The organism is Streptomyces davaonensis JCM 4913 (assembly GCF_000349325.1).
GTDB lineage: Bacteria > Actinomycetota > Actinomycetes > Streptomycetales > Streptomycetaceae > Streptomyces > Streptomyces davaonensis.
Genome location: NC_020504.1, coordinates 9269763 through 9292519 on the forward strand (window position 1 = coordinate 9269763; position 22757 = coordinate 9292519).

General features: G+C 71.2%; 20 protein-coding genes. 5 read left to right on the forward strand and 15 right to left on the reverse strand.

Annotated elements, in window-relative coordinates; translation table 11 throughout:
* Window positions 1-9 precede the first annotated feature (9 nt).
* The gene (locus BN159_RS41155) at window positions 10-258 is read right to left on the reverse strand and encodes a WhiB family transcriptional regulator (RefSeq protein ID WP_015663007.1); all 249 of its coding nucleotides are present in this window, start codon (window positions 256-258) and stop codon (window positions 10-12) included.
* 109 nt (window positions 259-367) lie between these two features.
* Window positions 368-1582 carry a saccharopine dehydrogenase family protein gene (locus tag BN159_RS41160; protein WP_015663008.1) on the reverse strand — a complete coding sequence of 405 codons (1215 nt, stop codon included), beginning with the start codon at window positions 1580-1582 and terminating at the stop codon, window positions 368-370.
* A gap of 122 nt (window positions 1583-1704) precedes the next feature.
* On the opposite strand from BN159_RS41160, the gene BN159_RS41165 reads away from it, so the two are divergent.
* Window positions 1705-2406, forward strand: a complete 702-nt coding sequence (locus BN159_RS41165) for a TetR/AcrR family transcriptional regulator (RefSeq protein ID WP_015663009.1) — start codon at window positions 1705-1707, stop codon at window positions 2404-2406.
* Here BN159_RS41165 and BN159_RS41170 read toward each other — a convergent pair.
* Complete coding sequence (locus tag BN159_RS41170) at window positions 2403-3305, reverse strand: LysR family transcriptional regulator ArgP (protein ID WP_015663010.1); 903 nt, start codon at window positions 3303-3305, stop codon at window positions 2403-2405. The genes BN159_RS41165 and BN159_RS41170 overlap by 4 nt on opposite strands.
* Window positions 3306-3375: 70 nt before the next feature.
* Here BN159_RS41170 and BN159_RS41175 point away from each other — a divergent pair, with 70 nt between their 5' ends.
* Window positions 3376-3990, forward strand: coding sequence for a LysE/ArgO family amino acid transporter (locus BN159_RS41175; protein WP_041822381.1), 615 nt, complete (start codon window positions 3376-3378; stop codon window positions 3988-3990).
* A 90-nt stretch (window positions 3991-4080) separates the two neighbouring features.
* Window positions 4081-5361 carry an MFS transporter gene (locus BN159_RS41180; protein WP_015663012.1) on the forward strand — a complete coding sequence of 427 codons (1281 nt, stop codon included), beginning with the start codon at window positions 4081-4083 and terminating at the stop codon, window positions 5359-5361.
* 7 nt (window positions 5362-5368) lie between these two features.
* Here the strand turns inward: BN159_RS41180 and BN159_RS41185 are convergent, their stop codons facing one another.
* The gene (locus BN159_RS41185; protein WP_015663013.1) at window positions 5369-5824 is read right to left on the reverse strand and encodes a cyclic nucleotide-binding domain-containing protein; all 456 of its coding nucleotides are present in this window, start codon (window positions 5822-5824) and stop codon (window positions 5369-5371) included.
* A gap of 268 nt (window positions 5825-6092) precedes the next feature.
* On the reverse strand, window positions 6093-6314 hold the full coding sequence (locus BN159_RS41190; protein ID WP_015663014.1) for a hypothetical protein: 222 nt from the start codon (window positions 6312-6314) through the stop codon (window positions 6093-6095).
* Window positions 6315-6460: 146 nt separating this feature from the next.
* Between BN159_RS41190 and BN159_RS41195 the strand changes: the two genes are divergently transcribed.
* Together BN159_RS41195 and BN159_RS41200 are read left to right on the forward strand one after the other, a co-directional pair.
* Window positions 6461-6898, forward strand: coding sequence for an ATP-binding protein (locus tag BN159_RS41195; RefSeq protein ID WP_015663015.1), 438 nt, complete (start codon window positions 6461-6463; stop codon window positions 6896-6898).
* A 28-nt stretch (window positions 6899-6926) separates the two neighbouring features.
* Window positions 6927-7352, forward strand: a complete 426-nt coding sequence (locus BN159_RS41200) for a hypothetical protein (RefSeq protein ID WP_015663016.1) — start codon at window positions 6927-6929, stop codon at window positions 7350-7352.
* An 18-nt stretch (window positions 7353-7370) separates the two neighbouring features.
* On the opposite strand, the gene BN159_RS41205 is transcribed toward BN159_RS41200, so the two are convergent.
* The 10 genes from BN159_RS41205 to BN159_RS41250 all read right to left on the reverse strand — a co-directional run bounded on the left by BN159_RS41205 (window position 7371) and on the right by BN159_RS41250 (window position 22609).
* Window positions 7371-9578 (reverse strand): FUSC family protein, encoded by a 2208-nt coding sequence (locus BN159_RS41205; protein ID WP_041822387.1) that lies wholly within the window; start codon window positions 9576-9578, stop codon window positions 7371-7373.
* A 23-nt stretch (window positions 9579-9601) separates the two neighbouring features.
* Window positions 9602-10975: an NAD(P)/FAD-dependent oxidoreductase gene (locus BN159_RS41210; protein WP_041820505.1), complete on the reverse strand. Its 1374-nt coding sequence runs from the start codon at window positions 10973-10975 to the stop codon at window positions 9602-9604.
* A 161-nt stretch (window positions 10976-11136) separates the two neighbouring features.
* Window positions 11137-11532 carry an ATP-binding protein gene (locus BN159_RS41215; RefSeq protein ID WP_015663019.1) on the reverse strand — a complete coding sequence of 132 codons (396 nt, stop codon included), beginning with the start codon at window positions 11530-11532 and terminating at the stop codon, window positions 11137-11139.
* 73 nt (window positions 11533-11605) lie between these two features.
* Complete coding sequence (locus tag BN159_RS41220) at window positions 11606-13516, reverse strand: AMP-dependent synthetase/ligase (RefSeq protein ID WP_015663020.1); 1911 nt, start codon at window positions 13514-13516, stop codon at window positions 11606-11608.
* Window positions 13517-13698: 182 nt separating this feature from the next.
* Window positions 13699-14790, reverse strand: coding sequence for a glutamate--cysteine ligase 2 (locus BN159_RS41225; protein ID WP_015663021.1), 1092 nt, complete (start codon window positions 14788-14790; stop codon window positions 13699-13701).
* Between the two features lie 105 nt (window positions 14791-14895).
* A complete protein-coding gene (gene glgB / locus BN159_RS41230; RefSeq protein ID WP_015663022.1) occupies window positions 14896-17103 on the reverse strand; it encodes a 1,4-alpha-glucan branching enzyme in 2208 nt (735 codons plus the stop codon).
* Window positions 17104-17107: 4 nt separating this feature from the next.
* Window positions 17108-18475 carry a maltokinase N-terminal cap-like domain-containing protein gene (locus BN159_RS41235; RefSeq protein ID WP_015663023.1) on the reverse strand — a complete coding sequence of 456 codons (1368 nt, stop codon included), beginning with the start codon at window positions 18473-18475 and terminating at the stop codon, window positions 17108-17110.
* Window positions 18476-18532: 57 nt separating this feature from the next.
* Complete coding sequence (gene treS / locus BN159_RS41240) at window positions 18533-20251, reverse strand: maltose alpha-D-glucosyltransferase (RefSeq protein WP_015663024.1); 1719 nt, start codon at window positions 20249-20251, stop codon at window positions 18533-18535.
* A complete protein-coding gene (locus BN159_RS41245) occupies window positions 20248-22230 on the reverse strand; it encodes an alpha-1,4-glucan--maltose-1-phosphate maltosyltransferase (RefSeq protein ID WP_015663025.1) in 1983 nt (660 codons plus the stop codon). Before BN159_RS41245 ends, treS begins: the two co-directional genes overlap by 4 nt.
* 79 nt (window positions 22231-22309) lie before the next feature.
* Entirely contained in the window at window positions 22310-22609 is a 300-nt protein-coding gene (locus BN159_RS41250) for a DUF5133 domain-containing protein (protein ID WP_015663026.1), read from the reverse strand.
* Window positions 22610-22757: the final 148 nt, after the last annotated feature.

A 22757-nucleotide genomic window follows, 5' to 3' on the forward strand; every position in this document is an offset into this window, starting at 1 on the left:
AAACCACAGCTAGCCGCTGCGGCGCACCGCCGTCCGCCGCAGCAGCGCCAGTCGCTCGGCCTCGCTCGTGCCGCCCCACACCCCTACCGCCTGACCGGTGTCCATCGCCCAGCGCAGACATCGCTCGCGCACCGGACAACGCCGGCAGACCGCCTTCGCCTGCGCCGTCTGCATCAGCGCCGGGCCGGAGGTGCCGATCGGGAAGAAGAGGTCGGGATCCTCGTGGCGGCAAGCGGCACGGCCACGCCAGTCATCCATCGAAGTCACCTGCACTAGAAGTCGTACGTGCCCTTTCGGATGCTTTTAGTCGCTTTCGGGTCACCTGTCGATACGGAAGTGAAACCACGGAGTCCTGATTCGGACGCGGTCACTGCTCGCGCAGGCCCCACGGGGAGCCGTAGGCGGTCAGCAGCTCCAGGAAGGGGCGGGCCGGGAAGGCCTCCGGGCCGAGCACCCCGGACCCCGACCAGGCGCCGCCGGCGAGGAGTTCGAGCGCGACCACCGGGTTCACGGCCGTCTGCCACACCACGGCCTGGCAGCCGTACTCGGCCATGGACCACTCGTTGTCGACGACGTGGTACAGGTACACCTCGCGCGGCGCCCCGTCCTTCACGCCCCGCACCCAGGTACCCGCGCAGGTCTTGCCGCGCATCCGATCGCCCAGCGTCGCCGGGTCGGGAAGACAGGCGGCGACCACGTCCCGGGGCGAGACCGCCACCGGTCCTTCGGGGCCCGGCACGGTCACCGGCTCGGTGCGGTCGAGGCCCAGCAGGTGCAGGGTCTTGAGGGTGGCGATGAACTCCTCGCCCAGGCCGTACTTGAAGGTGACCCGGCGCGCGTCGACCCAGCGCGGGACGAGGAGCACCTCCTCGTGCTCCACGTTCACGCACTCCACGGGGCCGATCCCCTCGGGGAAGTCGAACACCTCGGGCTCACTGAAGGGTTCGGTGGTGAACCAGCCGCGGTCGGCCTCGTAGACGACCGGCGGGTTGAGGCACTCCTCGATCGTCGTCCAGATGCTGAAGGAGGGCGCGAAGTCGTAGCCGTCGACGGTGAGGTTGGCGCCGTCGCGGATCCCGATCTCCTCGATCTCGTCGAAGAGTTCATCGGCCGCGTGCCGGGCGAAGACGTCCGAAAGACCCGGCTCCACCCCCATGCCGACCAGGGCGAGCGCACCGTCCTTCGCCCACTCCTCGGCCTCGGCGAACTGCTCGTCGCCGAGCTTGACCCCGCACTCGGTGTACGCGCGCTCGGAGTGCGGTCGGGACAGGGACATCGCCATGTCGACATAGGTGGCGCCGGCCGCCCGGGCGGCCCGGAACAGGGGCATCACGAAGCGCGGGTCGGTGGCGTTGAGCAGCACATCGCACGCGTGCCGCCGCAGTAGCGCGGTCACCGCGGCCTCGTCACCGGCGTCGACGCGCTCGGCCAGGAAGCGGGGGTCGTCGAGGAGGTCGACGGCCGCCGCGGAGCGCGCCGGGTCGAAGTCGGCGACCACCATCGCCTCGAAGAACGGGCGCCGGGCGGCGATCCGGGTGACGGCGGTGCCCACACCACCGGCGCCCACGAGCAGTACACGCATGACGAGAACTCCCTGCTGGAGGTGGATAAAACGTGGGGCCCCTGGCGGAGATACAACGCCCGCGCCTCACGTAAGGTCAATGGCGTTGGCATAAGGGCACTCGTGCGGTGGAGGGAGCGGTCGTGCCGAAAGCGGTGGTCCCCGAGGAGAAGCGGCGCCGGCGCCGTCCGACGAAGAGCGGCACCGTGCTGTCCGAAGCGCTGATTGTCGAGACCGCGCTGCGGCTGCTGCGCGAGCACGGCAGCGCGGGGCTCACCGCCCGCCGCCTGGGGCTGGCCCTGGACGCCGACCCGAGCACCCTGTACCGGTACTTCCGCGGCATGGACGACCTGACACTCGCCATCGGCGACGCGCTGATCGGCCAGGCCCTGAAGGGCTGGCGGCCGACGGGCGAGTGGCGGGCCGACCTGCGCACGGTGGGGCTGCGGATCCACGCCGCCTACCTCGCCCACCCGCAGGCCGCCCTGCTGACGACCAACCGGGTCACCGGCCGGGCCAACGAACTCGCCGCCGACGAGGCCGTGCTGGACGTCCTGCGCACCGCCGGGTTCCCGCTGCCGGAGACCGTGCGCGTCTACCACGCCTTCATCGACCAGACCCTGGCCTTCGCCGCCCTGGACGCCGCCTCCCTGACCCTGCCCAGCGCCTCGCAGCGCGCCGACGAGGCCATGTGGCGCTCCACCTACGCCCGGCTGCCCCGCACCACCCACCCACGCATCGCGGAGGCGGCACGCCTGCTCGCGACCCGCATGGTGACCAGCGCCTATCCGACGGCGCTGGAGATGCTGCTGGACAGCGCGGAGGCGCGGCTGAAGTCAGGTTAGGGGCGCAGCGACTTCGCGGCAGTGCTCGCCACCGCCCGTGCCACCATCGCCAGCGCGGGGGAGTCCAGCTTCCACTGCTGCCAGTACAGCGGAACGTCGAGGACCCGCTCCGGCGCGAGGGAGACCAGGCGTCCGGCGCGCAGCAGCCCGCCCGCCTGGATCTCCGGGACCATGCCCCAGCCGAGCCCGGCGGCGATGGCCGACACGAACCCTTCCGAGGTGGGGATCCGATGGCGGACGGCACCCGCGGCACCCCGGCCGCGCCGCAGCCGCCGTACGAAGGCGTCCTGGAGCTCGTCGCTGCGGTCGAAGGTCACCACCGGCGCCTGGGGGAGCGAATCGCGCAGCGGTCCGTCGAGATACCGCTCGGCGAAGTCCGGGCTCGCGGCGGCGAGGTAGCGCATCTTGCCGAGCGGCCGCACGGAGCACCCCGCCACCGGTTCGGACGCGGAGGTCACCGCCGCCATCACCAGGCCCTCCCTGAGCAGCGCCGCGGTATGGGCCTCGTCCTCGCGGCGCAGTTCGAAGCAGAGCCGGGGCTCGGGCGGTACGCCGGTGAGGGCGTCGAGGAACCAGGTGGCCAGGGAGTCGGCGTTCACCGCGATCGACACCCGGGTCGGCTCCTCCTCGGCGCCGCCCATGCCCAGCTCGGCCCGTGCGTCCCGCTCCAGCCGGGCGAGCTGTCGCGCGAACCGCACGACGACCGCGCCCGACTCGGTGGGCCGCACCGGCTTCGTCCGCACCAGCAGCACCCGCCCGGTGCGCTGTTCGAGCGCCTTGACCCGCTGGCTGACCGCCGACGGCGTCACATGCAGCGCGGCCGCCGCCGCGTCGAACGTCCCCTCGTCCACCACCGCGAGCAGGGTCCGCACCTGGTCCAGCGGCAGCTCCGTCACCATCACGAGCGCTAATGGTACGTAAGAATCTTTAGCTGTACACATGATCCCGGTGTTCTCTAGCGTCGACGTCATGTCCACAGCTCTCGCCACGGCCGCCGCCGGATTCGGCACCGGTCTCTCGCTCATCGTCGCCATCGGCGCCCAGAACGCCTTCGTCCTGCGCCAGGGGATCCGCCGCGACGCGGTCCTCGCCGTCGTCGGCATCTGCGCCCTGTCCGACGCCGCTCTGATCACCCTGGGCGTGGCGGGCGTGGGCGCGGTGGTCGTGGCCTGGCCGGGGGTGCTGACCGCGGTCGGCTGGATCGGCGGCGCGTTCCTGATCTGCTACGGCACCCTCGCCGCTCGGCGCGTGTTCCGACCGGCCGGTGCGCTGCGGGCGGACGGGGACGCCGCGGGGTCACGGCGGCGGGCGGTGCTGACCTGTCTGGCGATGACCTGGCTCAACCCGCACGTCTACCTCGACACCGTCTTCCTGCTCGGCTCGATCGCCGCCGACCGGGGCGAGTTGCGCTGGACGTTCGGGCTCGGCGCGGCGCTGGCCAGCCTGTGCTGGTTCGCCGCGCTGGGCTTCGGTGCCCGGCTGCTCGGCCCGTATCTGTCCCGGCCCGTCGCCTGGCGGATCCTGGACGGTCTGGTCGCCGCGACCATGCTGGTCCTCGGGATGTCACTGATCCTCGGCAGCTGAGATGCGGAAGCTGAGATCCCGCGTCCCGAACTCCCGCCGGGCGGTGCGATAGTGAACCCTGGTTCCAGAAAGATGTAACGAGCAACCAGGATGTCCGTGGATACCGGCGAACAGCAGAAGACCCCTCAGCAGACCCGGCGCGGCGTGCGCCGCTGGGCCATGGACACCCGCCCACTGCGCCGCCCCGCCTACCGTCGGCTGTGGTCCTCCACGATCGTCACGGCGGTCGGCAGCCAGCTCACCGCGGTCGCCGTGCCCAAGCAGATCTACGACATCACCGGCTCCTCCGCCTGGGTCGGCTACGCGAGCCTCGCCGGTCTGCTGCCCCTGGTGGTCTTCGCGCTGTGGGGCGGCGCGGTCGCCGACAGCATGGACCGCCGCAAGCTGCTGCTGATCACCAACTCCGGCATTGCCGTCACCTCGGTGCTGTTCTGGGTCCAGGCCGCCACGGGACTCGACTCGGTGGCCGCCCTGATGGTCCTGCTCGCCGCCCAGCAGGCATTCTTCGGCCTCAACGCACCGGCCCGCAACGCCTCCATCGCCCGGCTCGTCCCGGCTGAAGAGCTGGCGGCGGCCAACGCCCTCGGCTCGACCGTCATGCAGACCGGCCTGGTCGCCGGGCCGCTGCTGGCCGGTGCCCTCATCCCCGCGATCGGGCTGCCCGAGCTGTATCTGCTCGACGCGCTGGCGCTGTGCGTGACGCTGTGGGCGGTGCACCGGCTGCCCCCGCTGCCGCCCCTGGCGGGCTCCGCGGTGCGCCGCGCCGGGGTGCGGGAGATCGGGGCCGGGTTCCGCTACATCGCCCTGCACAAGGTGCTGTTGCTGTCCTTCCTCGCCGATGTGATCGCCATGGTCCTCGGCATGCCCCGCGCCCTGTTCCCGCAGCTCGCCGCCGAGACCTACGCCTCCTACGGCGAGGGCCTCGCGCTGGGTGTGCTGTTCGCCGCGATCCCGGTCGGGGCGGTCCTCGGCGGCCTGTTCTCCGGCACCTTCTCCCGGGCGCGGCGGCACGGCTGGATGGTGATCGGCGCGGTCGTCGCCTGGGGTGCCGCCGTTACCGGGTTCGGGCTGAGCGGCAGCCTCTGGCTCGCGGTGGTGTTCCTGGTCGTCGCCGGCGTCGCCGACATGGTGTCGATGGTCTTCCGCGGCGCGATCCTGCTCTCCGCCGCCACCGACGAGATGCGCGGCCGGATGCAGGGCGTGTTCACGGTCGTCGTCGCGGGCGGACCCCGCCTGGCCGACGTCCTGCACGGCACCGCGGGCTCCGTGTTCGGCGCCCGCCAGGCGGTCGCGGGCGGCGGCCTGCTGGTCGTGGTGGCGATGCTGACCCTCGCCCTCACCGTCCCGGCGCTGCGCCGCTACCGCGTCTGAGATCCGCCTACAGCGCGCTGTTGCGGCGCATCCCGTACTGCTCCATCAACTTGCCCCGGGTGGTCTCCAGTCGGTGCGCGAGGATCTCGGCGACCTGGCGCAGCAGGATCAGCCCGAGCTGCTGGTCCTCGTCGCACAGCCGCCGCACCTCCGCCGCGTCGAACTCGTAGGCACGCACCGGGCTGAAGGCCTCCGCGCCGAAGTCCCACTGGTACGGCGGGAACAGCCACGACCAGCCGAGCAGGTCCCCGGAGCCGAGGGTGGCGACCGTGACCCGTTGCAGCGAGGTCACCCGCTGGTCGAGCGAGACGGCGCCGGAGCGGATCACCCAGAAGCGGTCGGCGGTCCCTCCGGCCTCGAAGATGCGCGCGTCCTCGGGGAAGGAGACCTCCTTCGCGAGTGCCATGAGCCGCTCGCGCTGCGGCGGCGGGAGGGCAGGCAGCAGTTTCGTCGCTTTGGTCATGACACGGGGCTCCTCGCCGGCGTCGGGGTTCCGGGGCTTTCCCTACGCCCATTTCAGCCGTTGCCGACGCGTAGGGCACCTCGACGGACTACAGAACCGGTGGAGATTTCCGCGGGCATGAAAAAGCCCTGGCTGGACGGGGGAAGCCAGCCAGGGCCGTTTGCGGGGTACGGGGGACAGCTGGTGTCAACCCCGCGACCACGTATGGATGAACCGTAAACCATTTATGTCGGCCATGCGAAACCAGCACCAGGTCACGTGACCCGATTCACTCCTCACCCGGGTGCGCGCCCGGCGTCAGGATCTCGTCCAGCACCCGCAGCACCGCCTCGTACGCCAGCATCCGTACGGCGGCCTCCCGGGCGCCCTCCGGGTCGCTCACCCGCAGCCCGAAGCTCCGCGTTCGCCAGGCCTGCTCCTCGTGCCGGGCACAGGTGCGGGCGCGCTGGATGCGCCGGAGCAGTTCGTCTGAGTCCACGACATCGGTCATGGCATCCGCGTACCCCGATGCGGCCGATTCGTGCGGCCGGGAGGCGCCGGGAGGTTTGAGCGGCCGGGAGGGGGCGAGCAGACAAGGAGGGACCCGTGGCGCCCAGGAAACATCGAAACCGACCCATCCCTTCACGGAGTCGAACGATGCGCGGGGAGCAGATCACGTCAGAGGTGCGCGCGCCGGGCGAGGCGCGCCGGGCCGTCGCCCACGCGGTGGCCGCCCACTGCCGGGCCACCGGCACACCTTGCGACCGCGAGGCCGTCCAGGACGCGCTGTTGGTCGCCTCGGAACTCACCACCAACGCGATCCTGCACGGGGGCGGAGTCACCGACTTCCGCGTCGACCTGGTCGAGCCCGGTGTCCGCGTCTCGGTGAGCGACCGCAGCGAACGGCTGCCGGTGGTCACCGACCCCGGCGAACGCCGGGTGCACCGCCGCTTCGGCGGCCACGGCTGGCCGATCGTGTGCTGCCTGGCCAGCGATGTGGAGGTGTCGGTCCTGCCCGCGGGCGGCAAACGCATCAGCGCGGTCGTGCCCCTCGTCCGACCCGCCTTCTTCCGCGAAGTCGGACAACGCGTCTGAGACGCCGTGTACGGGGAACGCGGCACTCATGAACGACTACGAGCTTTCGCCCGACGGCCGGCCCGTGGACCTCTACCTCGGCCTGCTGCGTTCGCGGATGGAAACCGAGGACTTTCAACGCCTGCTCGATCTCGTCGAGCCGGTCCTGCGAGCCATCGACGAGCGGCGCCCGCCACCCGCCGACATGGCCCTGGACAGTGACGAGGGGCTGCCGCAGGAGATGCGCGACCAGGCCGCGCTGGTCATCGCCGCCGCGGTGACCGGGCGGCTGGACAACGAGATCGTCGAGATCGACCTGGGGACGACCGGCTCGGTCCGGGTGGTCACCGACGCGACCACCGCGGCGGACCCCGTCCGCCTGGGCGAGATCGCGTCCTACCTCCTGGACCGCCGCCACGACGACGAGGAACTGCGCGGCATCGCGGAGGCGAGCGGCCTGCCCACCGACTTCTGACCGACGGGACGGGACCGCCTACGACGTCCTGGCCGGCGCCTTCCCGACCGGCACCTTCAGCGGCCGCGCCAGCCCCATGACCGACTCGTCGAGCCGCTGAAGGTGTCGTAGCACCCGGTCGGTGACTCTGCCGTATCGCGGCGTGCCCGGGAGTTGGGGTTCCAGGAGCGAGGCGATGCTCGGACCGGTCTCGACCCGCTCGTCGGTCCGCTCGCCGGCGACATGCGCGGCGAGGGCCTCGATGTTGTGCGCGATCCGCCGCCCGGCCCCGCGCAGCCGGGGATCCGCCGCGATCGAGGGATGCGTGGGCAGCAGCTCGGCGGTCGCCGCCAGCGAGCGCGCGTGATAGGCCGCCGTCTCCAGCAGTGCCACCACATAGCGGGCGGTGTCCCGCCGGGTCCGGAGCGGGGTCACCGGATGGGTCAGCGGCTGCACCGCCGCCCGCAGGTCGGCCAGCGCCTGGTCCAGCTCGCGCGCCTGGTCCAGCAGCTCCACCGGAGGACCGCCGCTGAGCTGGTCCACGGCCGCCCCGGTGACCTCGCCGAGCCGGTCGAGCACGGTCCCCAGCAGCTCATTGGTCCGCCGGTCGGTGGCCACCGGCAGCACCACCGCCGCAGCGAACACCCCGCACGCCGCCCCCAGCGCCGTCTCGGCGATCCGCACCACCAGCACCGACATGCTGTAGGTGTGCAGCAGGGTGTAGAGCAGCCCCAGCGCGGCCGTCACGAAGAACGACATCAGCGTGTACGACAGGGGCGCCGTGTAGAACATGCAGAACACGAACAGCAGCACCAGCGCGAACGCGGTCCACGTGTGCTGCCCGACCAGCCCCGCCAGCAGAATGCCCGCCACCACCCCGAACACCGTGCCGAGCAGCCTGCGATAGCCCTTCACCAGGATCTCGCCCGTGGAGGAGGTGTTCAGGAAGACGATCCAGCAGGTCAGCACCGCCCAGTACCAGCGGTGACTGGACAGCAGCTCACCGCCGACGATGGCCAGCGACGAGCCCACGGCGACCTGCACGGCGGCCCGGGTGGTCGGCCGCCGCAGCCCCGTCGGCTCCTCGCGCTCGGTGTCCTCCACGGCGTCGATCGCGACGTCCTCGGCGTCCAGTTCCTCCCGGGAGCGGGCCGTGGCCGGAGTGTCGTCCGACTCGTCCTGCGGCCCGTCGAGCGCGATCCTGAGGCCCAGCACCGCCCGCGCGGCCTCGCCGACCCCACGGAAGACGTCCTGCACGGCCGGGGCGGCGGCGGGCAGATTCTCCTCCTCGCGGTAGGACAGCAGCCGGTTGCGCACCTGGGCGAGGCCGGTGCCGCCCGCCTGCCGCACGAGCAGGCGCAGCGCCCGCAGATCCCGCCGTAGCGCCTCGACCGCCGCATCCCGCACGGGCTGTCGCCCGGCGGACGGGACGGGCGCGCCGGGCAGGTGCAGGGTCAGGGTGTCGGTGCGTTCGGCGCTGCGCGCGGTCAGCAGGAGCAGGCCGAGCCGCTCGGCGGCGATCTCGGCGTCCGCCACCCGGCGCTGCACCAGCCGGGCAGTGGCCTCGTCGGCCGTGCCCTCCTCCAGCCGCCCCTGGATCATCAGCGCGGTCTCATGCAGCCGGGCGGTGCCCTCGCGTACGTCGTCCAGCGCCCGGTCCGCCTCCTCGGGACCGGCGTCGAGCAGATCGAGCTGTGCCGACACCAGCTGCGCGAACCGGGCCCGGAACGCCTCGCGCAGCCGTTCCAGGGTCCCGGCAGGGGTCTCCGGCACGAGTGCGAACCGCACCACGGCACTGCACACCACGGCCGTCGTGACCGCGCCGTACAGCTCCGGGAGATCCTCGACCGTGGCGCCGACGAACAAGGACACGAAGTACAGCTGGAAGCCGATCAGCCCGAGCGCGGTCCCGCGGTCACCGAACCGGCGCCCGTAGACGGCACTGAAGATCAGCGCGACGAAGAACAGATCACCGGCGACCACATGGGAGTGCAGCAGCGCGGCCAGGCTGACGGAGGCGAGGGCGACCGGCAGACCCAGCGCGAGCGTGACGGCCTGCGGGCCGCGCTCCTTCTCCCGTACCGCGAAGGTGGAGACCATCGCCGCCATGGCCCCGGCGACCAGATGCGGCACATCGGCCCCGGCCAGGGCGAGCACGACCAGCGTGAGCGCGATCGCGCCCACCGTCCGCAGCCCCGCGGCCAGCCGCAGCAGCCCCGGATCGGAGGCCGCGACCCGGTCCCGCAGCCGCGCCCACCCCGTACCGGTGCCTATCCCCGACCCTCCGCCGCCGTCACGTGCTCTTGCAGCTGCTCCGGGGTCAGATAGGCGTCCGTGTACTCGAAGTCCTTCAGCCGGGCGGGCTTGCGGTGCTGGAAGCCGGTGCGCACGAAGTCGTCGCCCGCGATGGCGTTGAGCGTCCAGTTCGTCAGCACCCGCACCTTGGCGACGTTGGTGCGCAGCGCCGACCAGTGGTAGCCGCGGGCCACGAACTGGGCGGGCAGCCCCTTCAGTTCCACGCCGAGCGGCTTGGACACCGCGTCCGTGCCGCCGAGGTCGACGACGAGACCGAGGTCCTTGTGCTCGTACGGCCGAAGCGTCTGGTTCCTGAGGGTGGCGATGAGGTTGTCGGCGGCCACCTTGGCCTGCCGCATCGCGTGCTGGGCGGTGGGCGGGCAGATGGCGTCCTCGTCCGGCTTGGCCAGGTCGGGCACCGCCGCCGCGTCGCCGAGCGCGAACACGCCGTCCTGTCCCGCCAGGCTCAGCTCGGGTGACACCGCCAGCCGTCCGCGCACCGTCTTCTCGCCGAGGGTGCCGATGAGCGGGCTGGCGACGACGCCTGCCGTCCAGATCAGGGTGCGGGTGGGGATGACCCGGCCGTCGGTGAACGTGACCTCCTCGGGGCCCGCCTTGGCGATGGAGACCCCGAGCGAGATCTCGATGCCGCGGCGGCGCAGGATCTCCTGGGCGTCCTTGCCCAGCTTGTCGCCGAGCTCCGGCATCAACTTCGGCGCGATGTCGATCAGATGCCACTTGATCAGCGCCGGGTCGAGCCGCGGGTACCGCTTGACCGCGTTGTGGGTCAGCTGCTGAAGACAGGCCGCGGTCTCGGTGCCCGCGTAGCCGCCGCCGACGACCACGAACTGGAGCCGCGCGGCCCGCTCGTCCGGATCGTGGCTGGCGTCGGCCAGATCGAGCTGCGAGATGACGTGATCGCGGATGTAGGCGGCCTCGGCGAGGGTCTTCATGCCGTACGCGTGATCCGTCAGACCCGGGATGTCGAAGGTGCGGGTGATGCTGCCGGGGGCCAGTACGAGGTAGTCGTACCGCTCGTTGACGATCTCGTCGGTGATCGTGCGGATGACGCACACCTTGGCGGCGAGGTCGACGCCGATGGCGCCGCCCGGGATGATCCGGGTGCGGTACTTGCTGCTGCGGCGCAGGGACAGCGCGATCGACTGGGGCGTGAGCACGCCGGAGGCGACCTGGGGCAGCAGCGGCAGATAGAGCTGGTAGGCGAACGGTGTCACCAGGGTGACGTCGGCCTCGTCGGCGGCGAGCCTGCGCTCCAGCCGGCGAACGCACCCCACTCCGGCGAAGCCTGCGCCCACCACCAGGATCCTGGGTCGTGTCACGGTGCTCATCCCTTCTGCGGCTCCCCATCGATCCCACCGCGCTCCCGGCCGCTGCGCCAGTCGGGGGCGGCAGGCAGATGAACGACTTGTTCCAGCCATACCGCTTGTTCCAGCCACCCTGCCCCAAAGGATCTGCGTGCACACGGGGTTCCCCGATATCGGCGGCCGACTCACCAGGGCAGGAAGACATGGACGTCCTTGCCCTGCTCATGGGTGATGACACCGACCTGGTGGCTCAGGGTCTGCACCAGATACCAGCCGACTCCGCGGCCGCCCCGCCCGGCACGCGGCTTCGGGGGCACGGGACTGGTGTCGCGCAGGACCACATGGACGCCGTCGAAGGCCCGGCTCAGCCGCAGCTCGAAGGGGCCCGGCGCGTACTCCACGCAGTTCGCCGCGAGCTCCGTGACCACCAGCAGGATGTCGTCGCGGTGGTCGGGCACGGCGGGCGGCAGGATGCGCGCGAGGTCACGCAGGTACGCCTCGGCGGCCAGCCGCGCTCCGGTCACATCCCCGAGCGCGCCGGTGAAGCGGACGAGACGGTCCGCGATCTCCTGTGCAGCCAAAGCGTGGTCGTCCGTCTCTCCCCCCGGGCGCCTTGGCTGTCCGGCTTCCCCGCTCGCCGCGATCCACGCGTGCTCACCGGAAGACGTTGTCGGTGTCGTCCCACGCGGCGAACTCCTCCGGCACCGGCCGGCTCCGGGTCTGCGCGCGGGCCTGGTACATCGCATCGATCTCCAGCGCGTAATGGCGCACGATCACGTCCCGGCGCAGCTTCATCGACGGCGTCAGCAGGCCGTTGGCAGGGTCGAACGGCTCCGGCAGCACCCGGAACACCCGGATCGCCTCCGACCGCGACACCGTGCTGTTGGCGGCCGCCACGGCACGGGTGATCTCCTCCCGCAGCGCGTTCTCCTCCCGGGCGTCGCGGGAGTCCCGGCCGCGCGGGTCGGCGCGCGGCTCCAGGGTGCCGCGCCAGTACGCCAGGAAGTCCGGGTCCAGGGTGAGCAGCGCCCCCACGCAGGGGCGGTTGTCGCCGACGACCACGGCCTGGTGGATCAGCGGGTGCATCCGCAGCCGCTGTTCCAGCGCGGCGGGGGCGATGCTCTTGCCGTTGCTGGTGATGATCACGTCCTTCTTCCGGCCGGTGATCGTCAGGTAGCCGTCGGAGTCGAGGACCCCGAGGTCCCCGGTGGCCAGCCAGCCGCCGCGCAGCGCGTCCCGGGTCGCAGCCTCGTCGTTGACATAGCCCTGGAACACCGACGGACCGCGCACCAGGATCTCGCCGTCGTCCGCCGTCCGGACGTCCATCCCGGGCAGCACCTTGCCCACCGTCCCCGAGCGCTCCTGGCCCGGCGGCTGCGCGGTGACCCCGCCCGCCGTCTCGGTGAGCCCGTAGCCGTCGTTGAGGTAGATGCCGATGCCCTCGTAGAAGAGGGAGATCTCCCGGTTCAGCGGCGAGCCGCCGGAGGTCGCCCGGCGGATCCGGCCGCCGAGCGCGCCCCGCAGCCCGCGGTACACCGTCCGCTCGTACAGGGCGTGCTGGAGCCGCAGATCGAATCCCGGCCCGTGCCCCTGGCCGAGCCGGTGCCGCTCCACGGCCAGGGCGAAGTCCCGTGCGGTGTCCGCCGCCCGCTCGAACAGGGTGCCGCGGCCCGTCTCACGGGCGGAGCGCAGGAAGTTCTTGTAGATCTTCTCGAAGACCGACGGGACCGCGCAGAAGTACGTCGGACGGAACGACCGGAGCGCCGCCTCCAGGGCGCCCCCGCTCGGCTCGGACTCGTGGCCCATCAGCATGCCGCCGCGCAGACACAGGCCCTGCACCATCAGCCCGTACACATGGGAGAACGGCAGGAAGGCGAGCACCGACGCCTGCCCGCCCGGCGGCACGACCAGATGCCCCCAGCCCTCAAGGAGCGTGTCGACCGGGCTCGCCAGGCTCCGGTGGCTCAGTGCGCAGCCCAGCGGGCGCCCCGTGGAGCCGGAGGTGTAGGCGATCACGGCCGTGGAGTCCGGCAGCACGATCCGGCGCAGCGAGTCGACCGTGGCGAGCGGCACGAACGAGCCCCGCTCCACCAGCTCGTCCAGCGCCCCCGCGTCCAACTGCCACACATGGCGCAGCATCGGCAGTGAGGCGCACACCGAGCCGACGGTCATGACCGACTGCTCGTCCTCCACCACCACGCCCACGCACCCGGCGTCCCGGAGGATCCACTCCACCTGCTCGCGCGACGACGTCGGGAACACCGGCACGACCTCGGCGCCCACCGCCCACAGGGCGTAGCTGAGGACCGTCCACTCGTACCGGGTACGCGCCATGATCGCCACGCGGTGGCCCGGCGAGATCCCGGAGGCGATCAGGCCCTTGGCCAGCTCCACCACCGTGTCCCGCAGCTCCACCGCGGTGATCTCCGTCCACAGCGAGGAGCCCTTCAGGCGCCGGGCGAGCACCGGCAGGGTCGGTTCGATCAGGGCCCGCTCGAAGACGCTGTCGGCGAGACCGCCGACCGGCGGCGCGGCGACGGAGGGAGCCAGGGCGAAGTCGCGCATGCGCAGCTCCTGTGATGTACGCGGTGTGACGCCACCGACGAGCAGGGTTATCGGCGGTGCTCGAATCTAGCCGAGGTACGAGCGAACCGTACCGGAATCCGACAAGCCGACCGCCCTGATGATCTCGCCGAGTCGGGGGCCGGCGTGGACGGGCCGCGCTCAGGGTGTGACCGGCGCCGGCCTCACTCCTGCGTCCGCCGCACGCACTCGGTGACGACGTCCCGCAGACCTCCGCTGCGCCGGAGCAGTTCGCGCTGGGTCCGGGCGCCGTTTCCGCGGGCCAGCAGGTGGGCGACGCGGTCGCGGGCGTCCTCCAGGTCACCGCTGTCCGCCAGCGCCTCCCCGACGTGGTCGAGCAGCGCGCGCAGCACGGCCGGGGCCGACCTGCGCCGCATGGTCACAGGGTGCAGCAGGGTGTCCGAGACACCGGCGCGAGCGGCCTGCCAGGCAGCCAGCCGCAGCACGCTCACCCCGTGCTCCGCGGGCTCGAGACCGGCCCGCCACTCGCGCGCGGCGGTCTCGACCAGACCGCGGGCCAGGGTGGCGAGCAGCACGGGCGTGTCGGCGTGCAGACAGACGTCCGCGACCCGGATCTCCACCGTCGGATGGTTGCGGCACAGCCGGGCGTCGAAGTAGACCATCGCCTCGTCGAGGATGACCCCCGTGTCGATCATGTTCGCGACGACCTCGCGGTAGCGCTCGGGCGACCCGAAGACCTCGGTCGGACCGGCCGACGGCCAGCGCTGCCACACCCGGCTGCGGTAGCTGGCGTAACCGGTGTCCTTGCCCTGCCAGAACGGTGAATTGCAGCTCAGCGCCGACAGCACGGAGAGCCACGGCCGCATCCGGTCGATGACCGCGACACCCTCGTCGTCGGAGTCCACGGCCACATGGACATGGCAGCCGAGGACGAGCTGTTCACGGGTGGCGATGCCGAACTGATCCGCCATCCACTGATAGCGCTGGTGCGGCCCGATGCTCGGGCTGACCGGCAGCGGGGAGGTGGCCAGCGCGGCCACCGCGCAGCCGAACTCACCGGCGTGCCGTGCCGCCTCCTTGCGGCAGCGGACTATCTCCCGGCCCAGGTCGTCCATGTCGGACTGCGGAGCTGTCGCGTACTCCAGCATCTGCTCGTGCAGTTCCTTCTCGAACGGGTCGTTGCCGTCCGCGCTGTCCAACGCGGCACGGGCGAGGATCGCGGCCGACAGGGGCCGCGCCTCGCCCGACTCCGGGTCGACCAGGAGGAGCTCTTCCTCCACTCCGACGGTGCGCACCTGAGGCACCCCTTCTGTGGCCCGATGCGAGGACGACGAGGTTTCGCCGTACGCCCCGACTGCCCATTTGCGGGCATTAGGACACCTCGCACCGACTTGCGGGCCTCAGCAGGGGTACGGCGTCAGCCACACCGTCGCCAACGGCGGCAGCGTGATCCGGATCCCGTCGTCCTCCGGCTTCAGCGGGCCGGGGTTGGTGACGTCGCCGCCGCCGTACTTCGCCGCGTCGGTGTTGAGCGTCTCCTCCCACACCGGACCGTCCTCGGGCACCCAGATCCGGTAGTCGTGCCGCACGACGGGGGAGAAGTTCGACACCGCGAGCAGGGGGGTGCCGTCGGCGGCGTACCTGAGGAAGGCGAAGACGTTGTCCTCCGCCGCGTCCCCGGCGACCCAGCGGAAGCCGCCCGGGTCGGTGTCCCGCTGCCACAGCGCCGGGGCGGCCCGGTAGGCCGAGTTGAGATCACGCACCAGATCGCGCACGCCCCGGTGATCGGGCTCGGCGCCGTACGCCGGGTCCAGCAGCCACCAGTCGGGGCCGTCGGGCTCCGACCACTCGGCACCTTGGGCGAACTCCTGTCCCATGAAGAGCAGTTGTTTGCCGGGGTGGGCCCACATGAAGCCCAGATAGGCGCGGTGATTGGCGCGTTGCTGCCACCAGTCTCCGGGCATCTTCGACACCAGCGCCTGCTTGCCGTGGACGACTTCGTCGTGCGAGATCGGCAGGACGTAGTTCTCGCTGTAGGCGTACACCATCGAGAAGGTCATCTCGTGGTGGTGGTACTTGCGGTGGACCGGCTCGTGCTCCATGTAGCCGAGGGAGTCGTGCATCCAGCCCATGTTCCACTTCAGGCCGAAGCCGAGTCCGCCGCTGTCGGTGGGCCGGGTGACTCCGTCCCAGGCGGTGGACTCCTCCGCGATCGTCACCACACCCGGTGCCCGCCGGTACACGGTGGCGTTCATCTCCCGCAGGAACGCCACGGCGTCCAGGTCCTCCCGGCCGCCGAACACATTGGGCGTCCACTGGCCGGAGTCACGGGAGTAGTCGAGGTAGAGCATCGAGGCGACCGCGTCCACCCGCAGCCCGTCGATGTGGAACTCCTCGCACCAGTACACGGCGTTGGCGACGAGGAAGTTGCGCACCTCGACCCGCCCGAAGTCGAACTCGTACGTCCCCCAGTCCGGGTGCTCGGCCCGCCGGTCGTCCCCGGGCTCGTAGAGCGGCTCCCCGTCGAAGCGGGCCAGCGCCCAGTCGTCCTTGGGGAAGTGGGCGGGCACCCAGTCCATGATCACGCCGAGGCCGGCCCGATGGAGCGCGTCGACCAGGAACTTGAAGTCGTCGGGGGTGCCGAGGCGCGCCATGGGCGCGTAGAACCCGGTGACCTGGTAGCCCCAGGAGCCGGAGAACGGATGGTGGGCGACCGGCATCAACTCCACATGGGTGAAGCCGAGATCGTTGACATAGGCGGGGAGCACCTCGGCCAGCTCACGGTAGGTCAGCCCGGGCCGCCAGGACGGCAGATGGACCTCGTACACCGAGAACGGCGCCACATGCACCGGCACGTCCCCGCGATGCGCCATCCACTCCTCGTCGCCCCACTCGTACTGCGAGGAGTGCACGACGGAGGCCGTGTCCGGCGGTACCTCCGCATGCCGTGCCATCGGGTCGGCCTTGAGGAAGCGGTGCCCGTGCCGGGAGTGGATCTCGAACTTGTACCGCGTGCCCTCGGCGACCCCGGGCAGGAACAGCTCCCACACGCCCGCCGCGCCGAGGGAGCGCATCGGGAAGGCGGTGCCGTCCCAGTAGGTGAAGTCCGTGGCGACCCGCACCCCCTGGGCGTTCGGCGCCCACACCGTGAACCGGGTCCCGGTCACGCCCTGATGGGTCATGGGCTCGGCGCCGAGCGCCTTCCACAACTGCTCGTGCCGCCCCTCCCGGATCAGATGCAGATCCAGGTCGCCGAGGGAGGGCAGAAAGCGGTACGGGTCCTCGACCTCCTGCTCCCCGTCCTCGTACGACACGAGGAGCGTGTACGACGGGATCCCGGCCAGCGGCAGCACGCCGGAGAAGAGCCCCTCGCCCTCGGAGGCCAGGGCCCGGCGCTCACCGTCGACGACCACGCTCACCGCGCGCGCGAACGGGCGCAGCGCCCGGAACACGACCCCCTCCGGGACCACATGGGCCCCCAGCAGCGCGTGCGGATCGTGGTGGGCACCGGCCAGCAGCCGGCCCCGGTCGGTGGGATCCAGCGGCGGAGCCGTCCCGCACCGGGCGGGGCCGGACGGCTCGGGCAGGGAGGTGTCACGCAGCGCCATGGGGTCAGCCTCCTCGTACGGCGAGACGTTCGATCGCCGCCATCGGTACGGGAAGCCAGTCCGGACGGTGTCTGGCTTCGTACAGCACTTCGTACACGGCCCGGTCGGTCTCATAGGCGCGCAACAGGCCGTGTTTCTTGCGCGGATCCCAACCGGCGGCGGACGCGTAGCCCGCGCAGAACGCCTCACGGCAGCGGCGCGCCCACTCCGGACGCCACGGACGGCGCTGCCGGGCCGCGTAGTCGAAGGAGCGCAGCATCCCCGCGATGTCCCGCACCGGGGAGTGCGGGCTGCGCCGCTCCGCCAGCGGACGTGAGGGCTCGCCCTCGAAGTCGATCACGAACCACTCGCGTCCGGCCCGCAGCACCTGGCCCAGATGCAGATCGCCGTGAATGCGCTGCGCGGGCGGACCGGAGTCGCAGGTGCTGAGCGCCCCGAACGCCGTCCGCAGACCCGGCACGAACGGCCGCAGCGCCGGTACGGAGTGCGCCGCGGCATCAAGACGCTCGGTCATCCCCGCCGCCGTAAGACCGTTCTCGTGCAGGGTCTCGCACGGGAACGCCGAGGCGAGCGCAAGGTGGACCTCGGCGGTGGCCCGCCCCAACTGGTGCGCCTCCGCCGTGAAGTCGTCACCGGAGGCCAGCGCCTGGAGCGCCAGCGCCCAGCCGTCGGTCGCGTCCCGCAGGAAGGGCTGGAGCACGCCCAGAGTCGCCTCCCACGGGCTGGTGGTGCGGAACCAGGCGATCGGCTCGGGCACCCGCGGGCAGCCCTGCCGGGCCAGTGCGCCCGGCACCTCCAGGTCCGGGTTGACGCCCGGCTGGATGCGCCGGAACACCTTCAGCACGAAGGCGTCGCCGTACACCAGCGAGGAGTTGGACTGCTCCGCGTCCATCAGACGCGGCGTCAGACCCGGGGGGACCGGCACGGACGAGCAGGACTCGAAGCGCAGCGGCCCCGCAGTCCCGGGGTGGCGCAGCCGGTCCAGGAGCATCTGTGCGGAACGGAGGTCCTGGAGCGCGTCGTACACCGTCAGCCCCGCAAGCGGGCCCTCCTCGGCCCGGCCGATGAGGCTGCGGCCGAGGCGCGGGGAGGGGTGCTCGCGCACGCCGAGCAGCAGCTGGTAGCAGTCGCCGGCCGGGGGCGCGGTGGTGCCGCCGGGCGCCGGCACCGGGACGTGGCCCGCGTGGACCAGCAGATGCAGACAGCCCGGGAACAACTCGGTCATGGACAACAGGGCCAGGTCGGTGACCGGCCGGTCCTTGCCCGCGAACCACCGCTGCCGCGGCAGCCACTGACGCAGCAGACCGCCGAGCGAGACCATGATGTCGGCGACGGCCGGCGCACTCGGCCTGAGGGATGCGGTCTTCGTCATGGTGACGCGTCCTTTCGTCGGCACACGCTCAAGGGCACACGCACAAGGGGCAGACGCTCAGGGTCGGCGGCCGATGCGGGAGGCGACTCGGGAGAGCCGGAACCAGTAGAAGCCGTGTCCCGCCAGCGTCAGCAGGTACGGCAGCTCGCCGATGGCCGGGAAGCGGACCCCGCCGAACAGCTCCACCGGGTGCCGCCCGTCGAACTCGCGCAGATCGAGCTCGGTCGGCTGGGCAAAACGGGAGAAATTGTTCACGCACAGGACGAGATCGTCCTCGTACTCCCGCAGAAAGGCCAGCACCGCCGGGTTGGAGGACTGGAGTTCGGTGAAGGAACCGAGTCCGAAGGCCGGGTTCTGCTTACGGATCTCGATCATCCGGCGTGTCCAGTGCAGCAGCGACGACGGCGACGCCATGGCCGCCTCGACGTTGATGACCTGGTGACCGTAGACCGGGTCCATGATCGTGGGCAGGTAGAGCCGGCCGGGGTCGGCCGTCGAGAAGCCCGCGTTGCGGTCCGGGGTCCACTGCATCGGGGTGCGGACGGCGTCCCGGTCGCCGAGCCAGATGTTGTCGCCCATGCCGATCTCGTCGCCGTAGTAGAGGATCGGCGAGCCCGGAAGGGAGAGCAGCAGCGCGGTGAACAGCTCGATCTGGTTGATGTCGTTGTCCAGGAGCGGCGCCAGGCGGCGGCGGATGCCGATGTTGGCGCGCATGCGGGGGTCCTTGGCGTACTCCGCCCACATATAGTCGCGTTCCTCGTCGGTGACCATCTCCAGGGTCAGCTCGTCGTGGTTGCGCAGGAAGATGCCCCACTGGCAGCCGGAGGGGATGGCCGGGGTCTTGGCGAGGATTTCGGAGACCGGGTAGCGCGATTCGCGGCGGACCGCCATGAAGATGCGGGGCATGACCGGGAAGTGGAAGGCCATGTGGCACTCGTCGCCGCCGGCGCGGTAGTCGCCGAAGTAGTCGACGACGTCCTCGGGCCACTGGTTGGCCTCCGCCAGCAGCACAGTGTCCGGATACATGGCGTCGATCTCACGCCGGACGCGCCTGAGGAACTCATGAGTGGCCGGGAGGTTCTCGCAGTTGGTGCCCTCCTCGGCGTACAGATACGGCACGGCGTCCAGCCGGAAGCCGTCGATACCGAGGTCGAGCCAGAAGCGCAGGGCGCCCAGGATCTCCTCCTGCACGGCCGGGTTCTCGTAGTTGAGGTCCGGCTGGTGGGAGAAGAACCGGTGGAAGAAGTACTGCTCCCGCACCGGGTCGAAGGTCCAGTTGGACACTTCCGTGTCGACGAAGATGATCCGCGCGTCCGCGTACTGCTTGTCGTCATCGGCCCACATGTAGAAGTCGCCGTACGGCCCGTCAGGGTTCTTCCGGGACTCCTGGAACCACGGGTGCTGGTCACTGGTGTGGTTCATGACGAAGTCGATGATGACCCGCATGCCGCGCTGGTGGGCGGCGTCGACGAACTCCACGAAGTCGGCGAGGTCGCCGAACTCGGGCAGGACGGCGGTGTAGTCGGAGACGTCGTAGCCGCCGTCCCGCAGGGGGGACTTGAAGAACGGGGGCAGCCAGAGGCAGTCCACGCCGAGCCACTGGAGATAGTCCAGCTTGGCGGTCAGGCCCTTGAGGTCACCGACGCCGTCGCCGTTGCTGTCCTGGAAGGAACGGACGAGGACTTCGTAGAAGACGGCGCTCTTGAACCAGTCGGGATGCCGGTCCTTGGCCGGGGTGTCCTCGAAGGTGTCATGGACGGGCTCGTTGACAGTCATGACGCGGTAGACCCTCCGTTCTGCGGCGAGGCGGGCGAGGTGCGGACGTGGAGTACGTGCGCGGGTGCCCGGCCGGGCTCGAGGCGCACATAGTTGGTCCTGCCCCACAGATAGGTCTCACCCGTCAGTTCGTCGTGCACGGACAGGGATTCATCCCGGTCCAGGCCGAGTTGCGGCATGTCCAACGAGACCGTCGCCTCCTGGGTGTGGTGCGGGTCGAGGTTGACGACCACCACGACCGTGTCCTTGCCGGTGCGCTTGCTGTACGCGAGCACGGCGTCGTTGTCGGTGTGGTGGAAGCGCAGATTGCGCAGCTGGTGCAGCGCGGGGTGGCGGCGCCGGACGGCGTTCAGCTTGGTGATGAGTGGAGCGATGGTGTCCGCCGTGTCCCAGTCACGTGGACGCAACTGGTACTTCTCCGAGTCCAGGTACTCTTCGCTGCCCTCGCGCAGGGCGCGGTTCTCGCACAGCTCGTAGCCGCTGTAGATGCCCCAGGTGGGGGAGAGGGTGGCCGCGAGGACGGCGCGCAGGGCGAACGCGGGGCGGCCGCCGTGCTGGAGGAAGGCGTGCAGGATGTCGGGGGTGTTGGCGAAGAAGTTCGGCCGCATGTAGGCCGCCGACTCGCCCGACAGCTCCGACAGGTACTCGGTCAGCTCCTGCTTGGTGTTGCGCCAGGTGAAGTACGTGTACGACTGCTGGAAGCCGACCTGGGCGAGGGTGCGCATCATCGCCGGGCGGGTGAACGCCTCCGCCAGGAAGATCACATCCGGGTCGGTGCGGTTGATCTCCCCGATCACCCGCTCCCAGAACAGCACCGGCTTGGTGTGCGGATTGTCCACCCGGAAGATCCGCACCCCGCAGCCCATCCAGTGCCGCAGCACCCGCAGCGTCTCCGCGACGAGCCCGTCCAGGTCCGCGTCGAAGGCGATGGGGTAGATGTCCTGGTACTTCTTCGGCGGGTTCTCCGCATAGGCGATCGTGCCGTCGGGGCGGTGATGGAACCACTCCGGGTGCTTGTGCACCCACGGATGGTCCGGGGAGCACTGGAGCGCGAAGTCCAGCGCCACCTCCAGCCCGTGCTCGCGGGCCTTGCCGACGAACCAGGTGAAGTCCTCCAGCGTGCCCAGCGCCGGGTGCACGGCGTCGTGCCCGCCCTCCGGGGAGCCGATCGCCCACGGCACCCCCACATCCTCCGGCGCGGGGTCGAGGGTGTTGTTGCGGCCCTTGCGGAACGTCGTGCCGATCGGATGGATCGGCGGCAGATACACCACGTCGAAGCCCATCCGGGCGATCGCCGGCAGCCGACGCGCCGCCGTGCGGAACGTGCCGTGCGGCACCTCGACCGTGCCCTCCGAGCGCGGGAAGAACTCGTACCACGACCCGAACAACGCCCGCTCCCGCTCCACCAGCAACGGCAGCGGATCCGAGACGGTCACCAACTCCCGCAGCGGATACCGCGACAGGACCCGGTCCACCTCGGGCCGGAAGGCCGCCGCCAGCCGGGAGACGACCGGCTGGGAATCGTCCCGGAGGTCCTCGACCGCGCGGAGGAGAACCGGCCGCCGCTTGGCGGGAACCCCGGCCGCCGCGCGCTCGAAGAGGTCGGCGCCCTCCTCCAGGACCACCCCGGTGTCGATCCCGGCCGGCACCTTGATCCGGGCGGTGCGGCGCCAGGTGGTCACCGGGTCGCTCCAGGCCTCGACCTGGTAGGTCCAGTTCCCGGTGGCGGTGGGGGTGACCTCCGCGCCCCAGCGGTCGGTGCCGGGGGCGAGTTCACGCATCGGGGTCCACGGGCCCGGACGGCCCAGCGGGTCCCGCAGCACGACATTGGCGGCCACGGCGTCGTGCCCCTCCCGGAACACGGTCGCCGAGACCTGGAACGTCTCGCCCACGACCGCCTTCGCCGGGCGCCTGCCGCACTCCACGGCAGGCTGGACATGCCGTACCGGGATACGGCCGATGGCCGCGGTTGCCTTCATGGTTGCTCTCGCCTCCGTCGTGCTGGTGGCCGGGCCCCGCAAGGCCCGGCCGTGGGATTCAAGCTGTGCCGGAAGGGGTCTACCTGCCGGCCCGGGAACGTCGCTTGGCCGTCGGTGGACTCCGTCGGACGGCGACGCCGGCAAGGGGGCGTTCGTCCTGCTCGCTCAGATAGGCGCCCACGCTGCTGCGCAGATAGCGCTCGGCGGCGTCCGCGGCCTCGCGCGCGCAGCGCTTCCCCATGAGCACGCACAAGGTGTAGCCCGAGTCCTCGAAGGTGGCCCGCACCGAGCGGTCGGCCGGGGACGCGAGCATGACGCGCTCCCAGGCCCGGTACCGCCCCAGCTGGCGGGCTACTTCGGCTTTTGCCGGTAGCAACATGACGCCGTTCACCTCTCGGGTTTCAGGGCGCAGGTCCACCGGTCGGTCGGGGGTGGCCGTGCGCGGACACACGCATGCCGCACGGGCGCGCGGGTCTTCACTCATGGTGCATGTGTGACGACTCAGCGTCTTGTTAGAGCTTCAACCA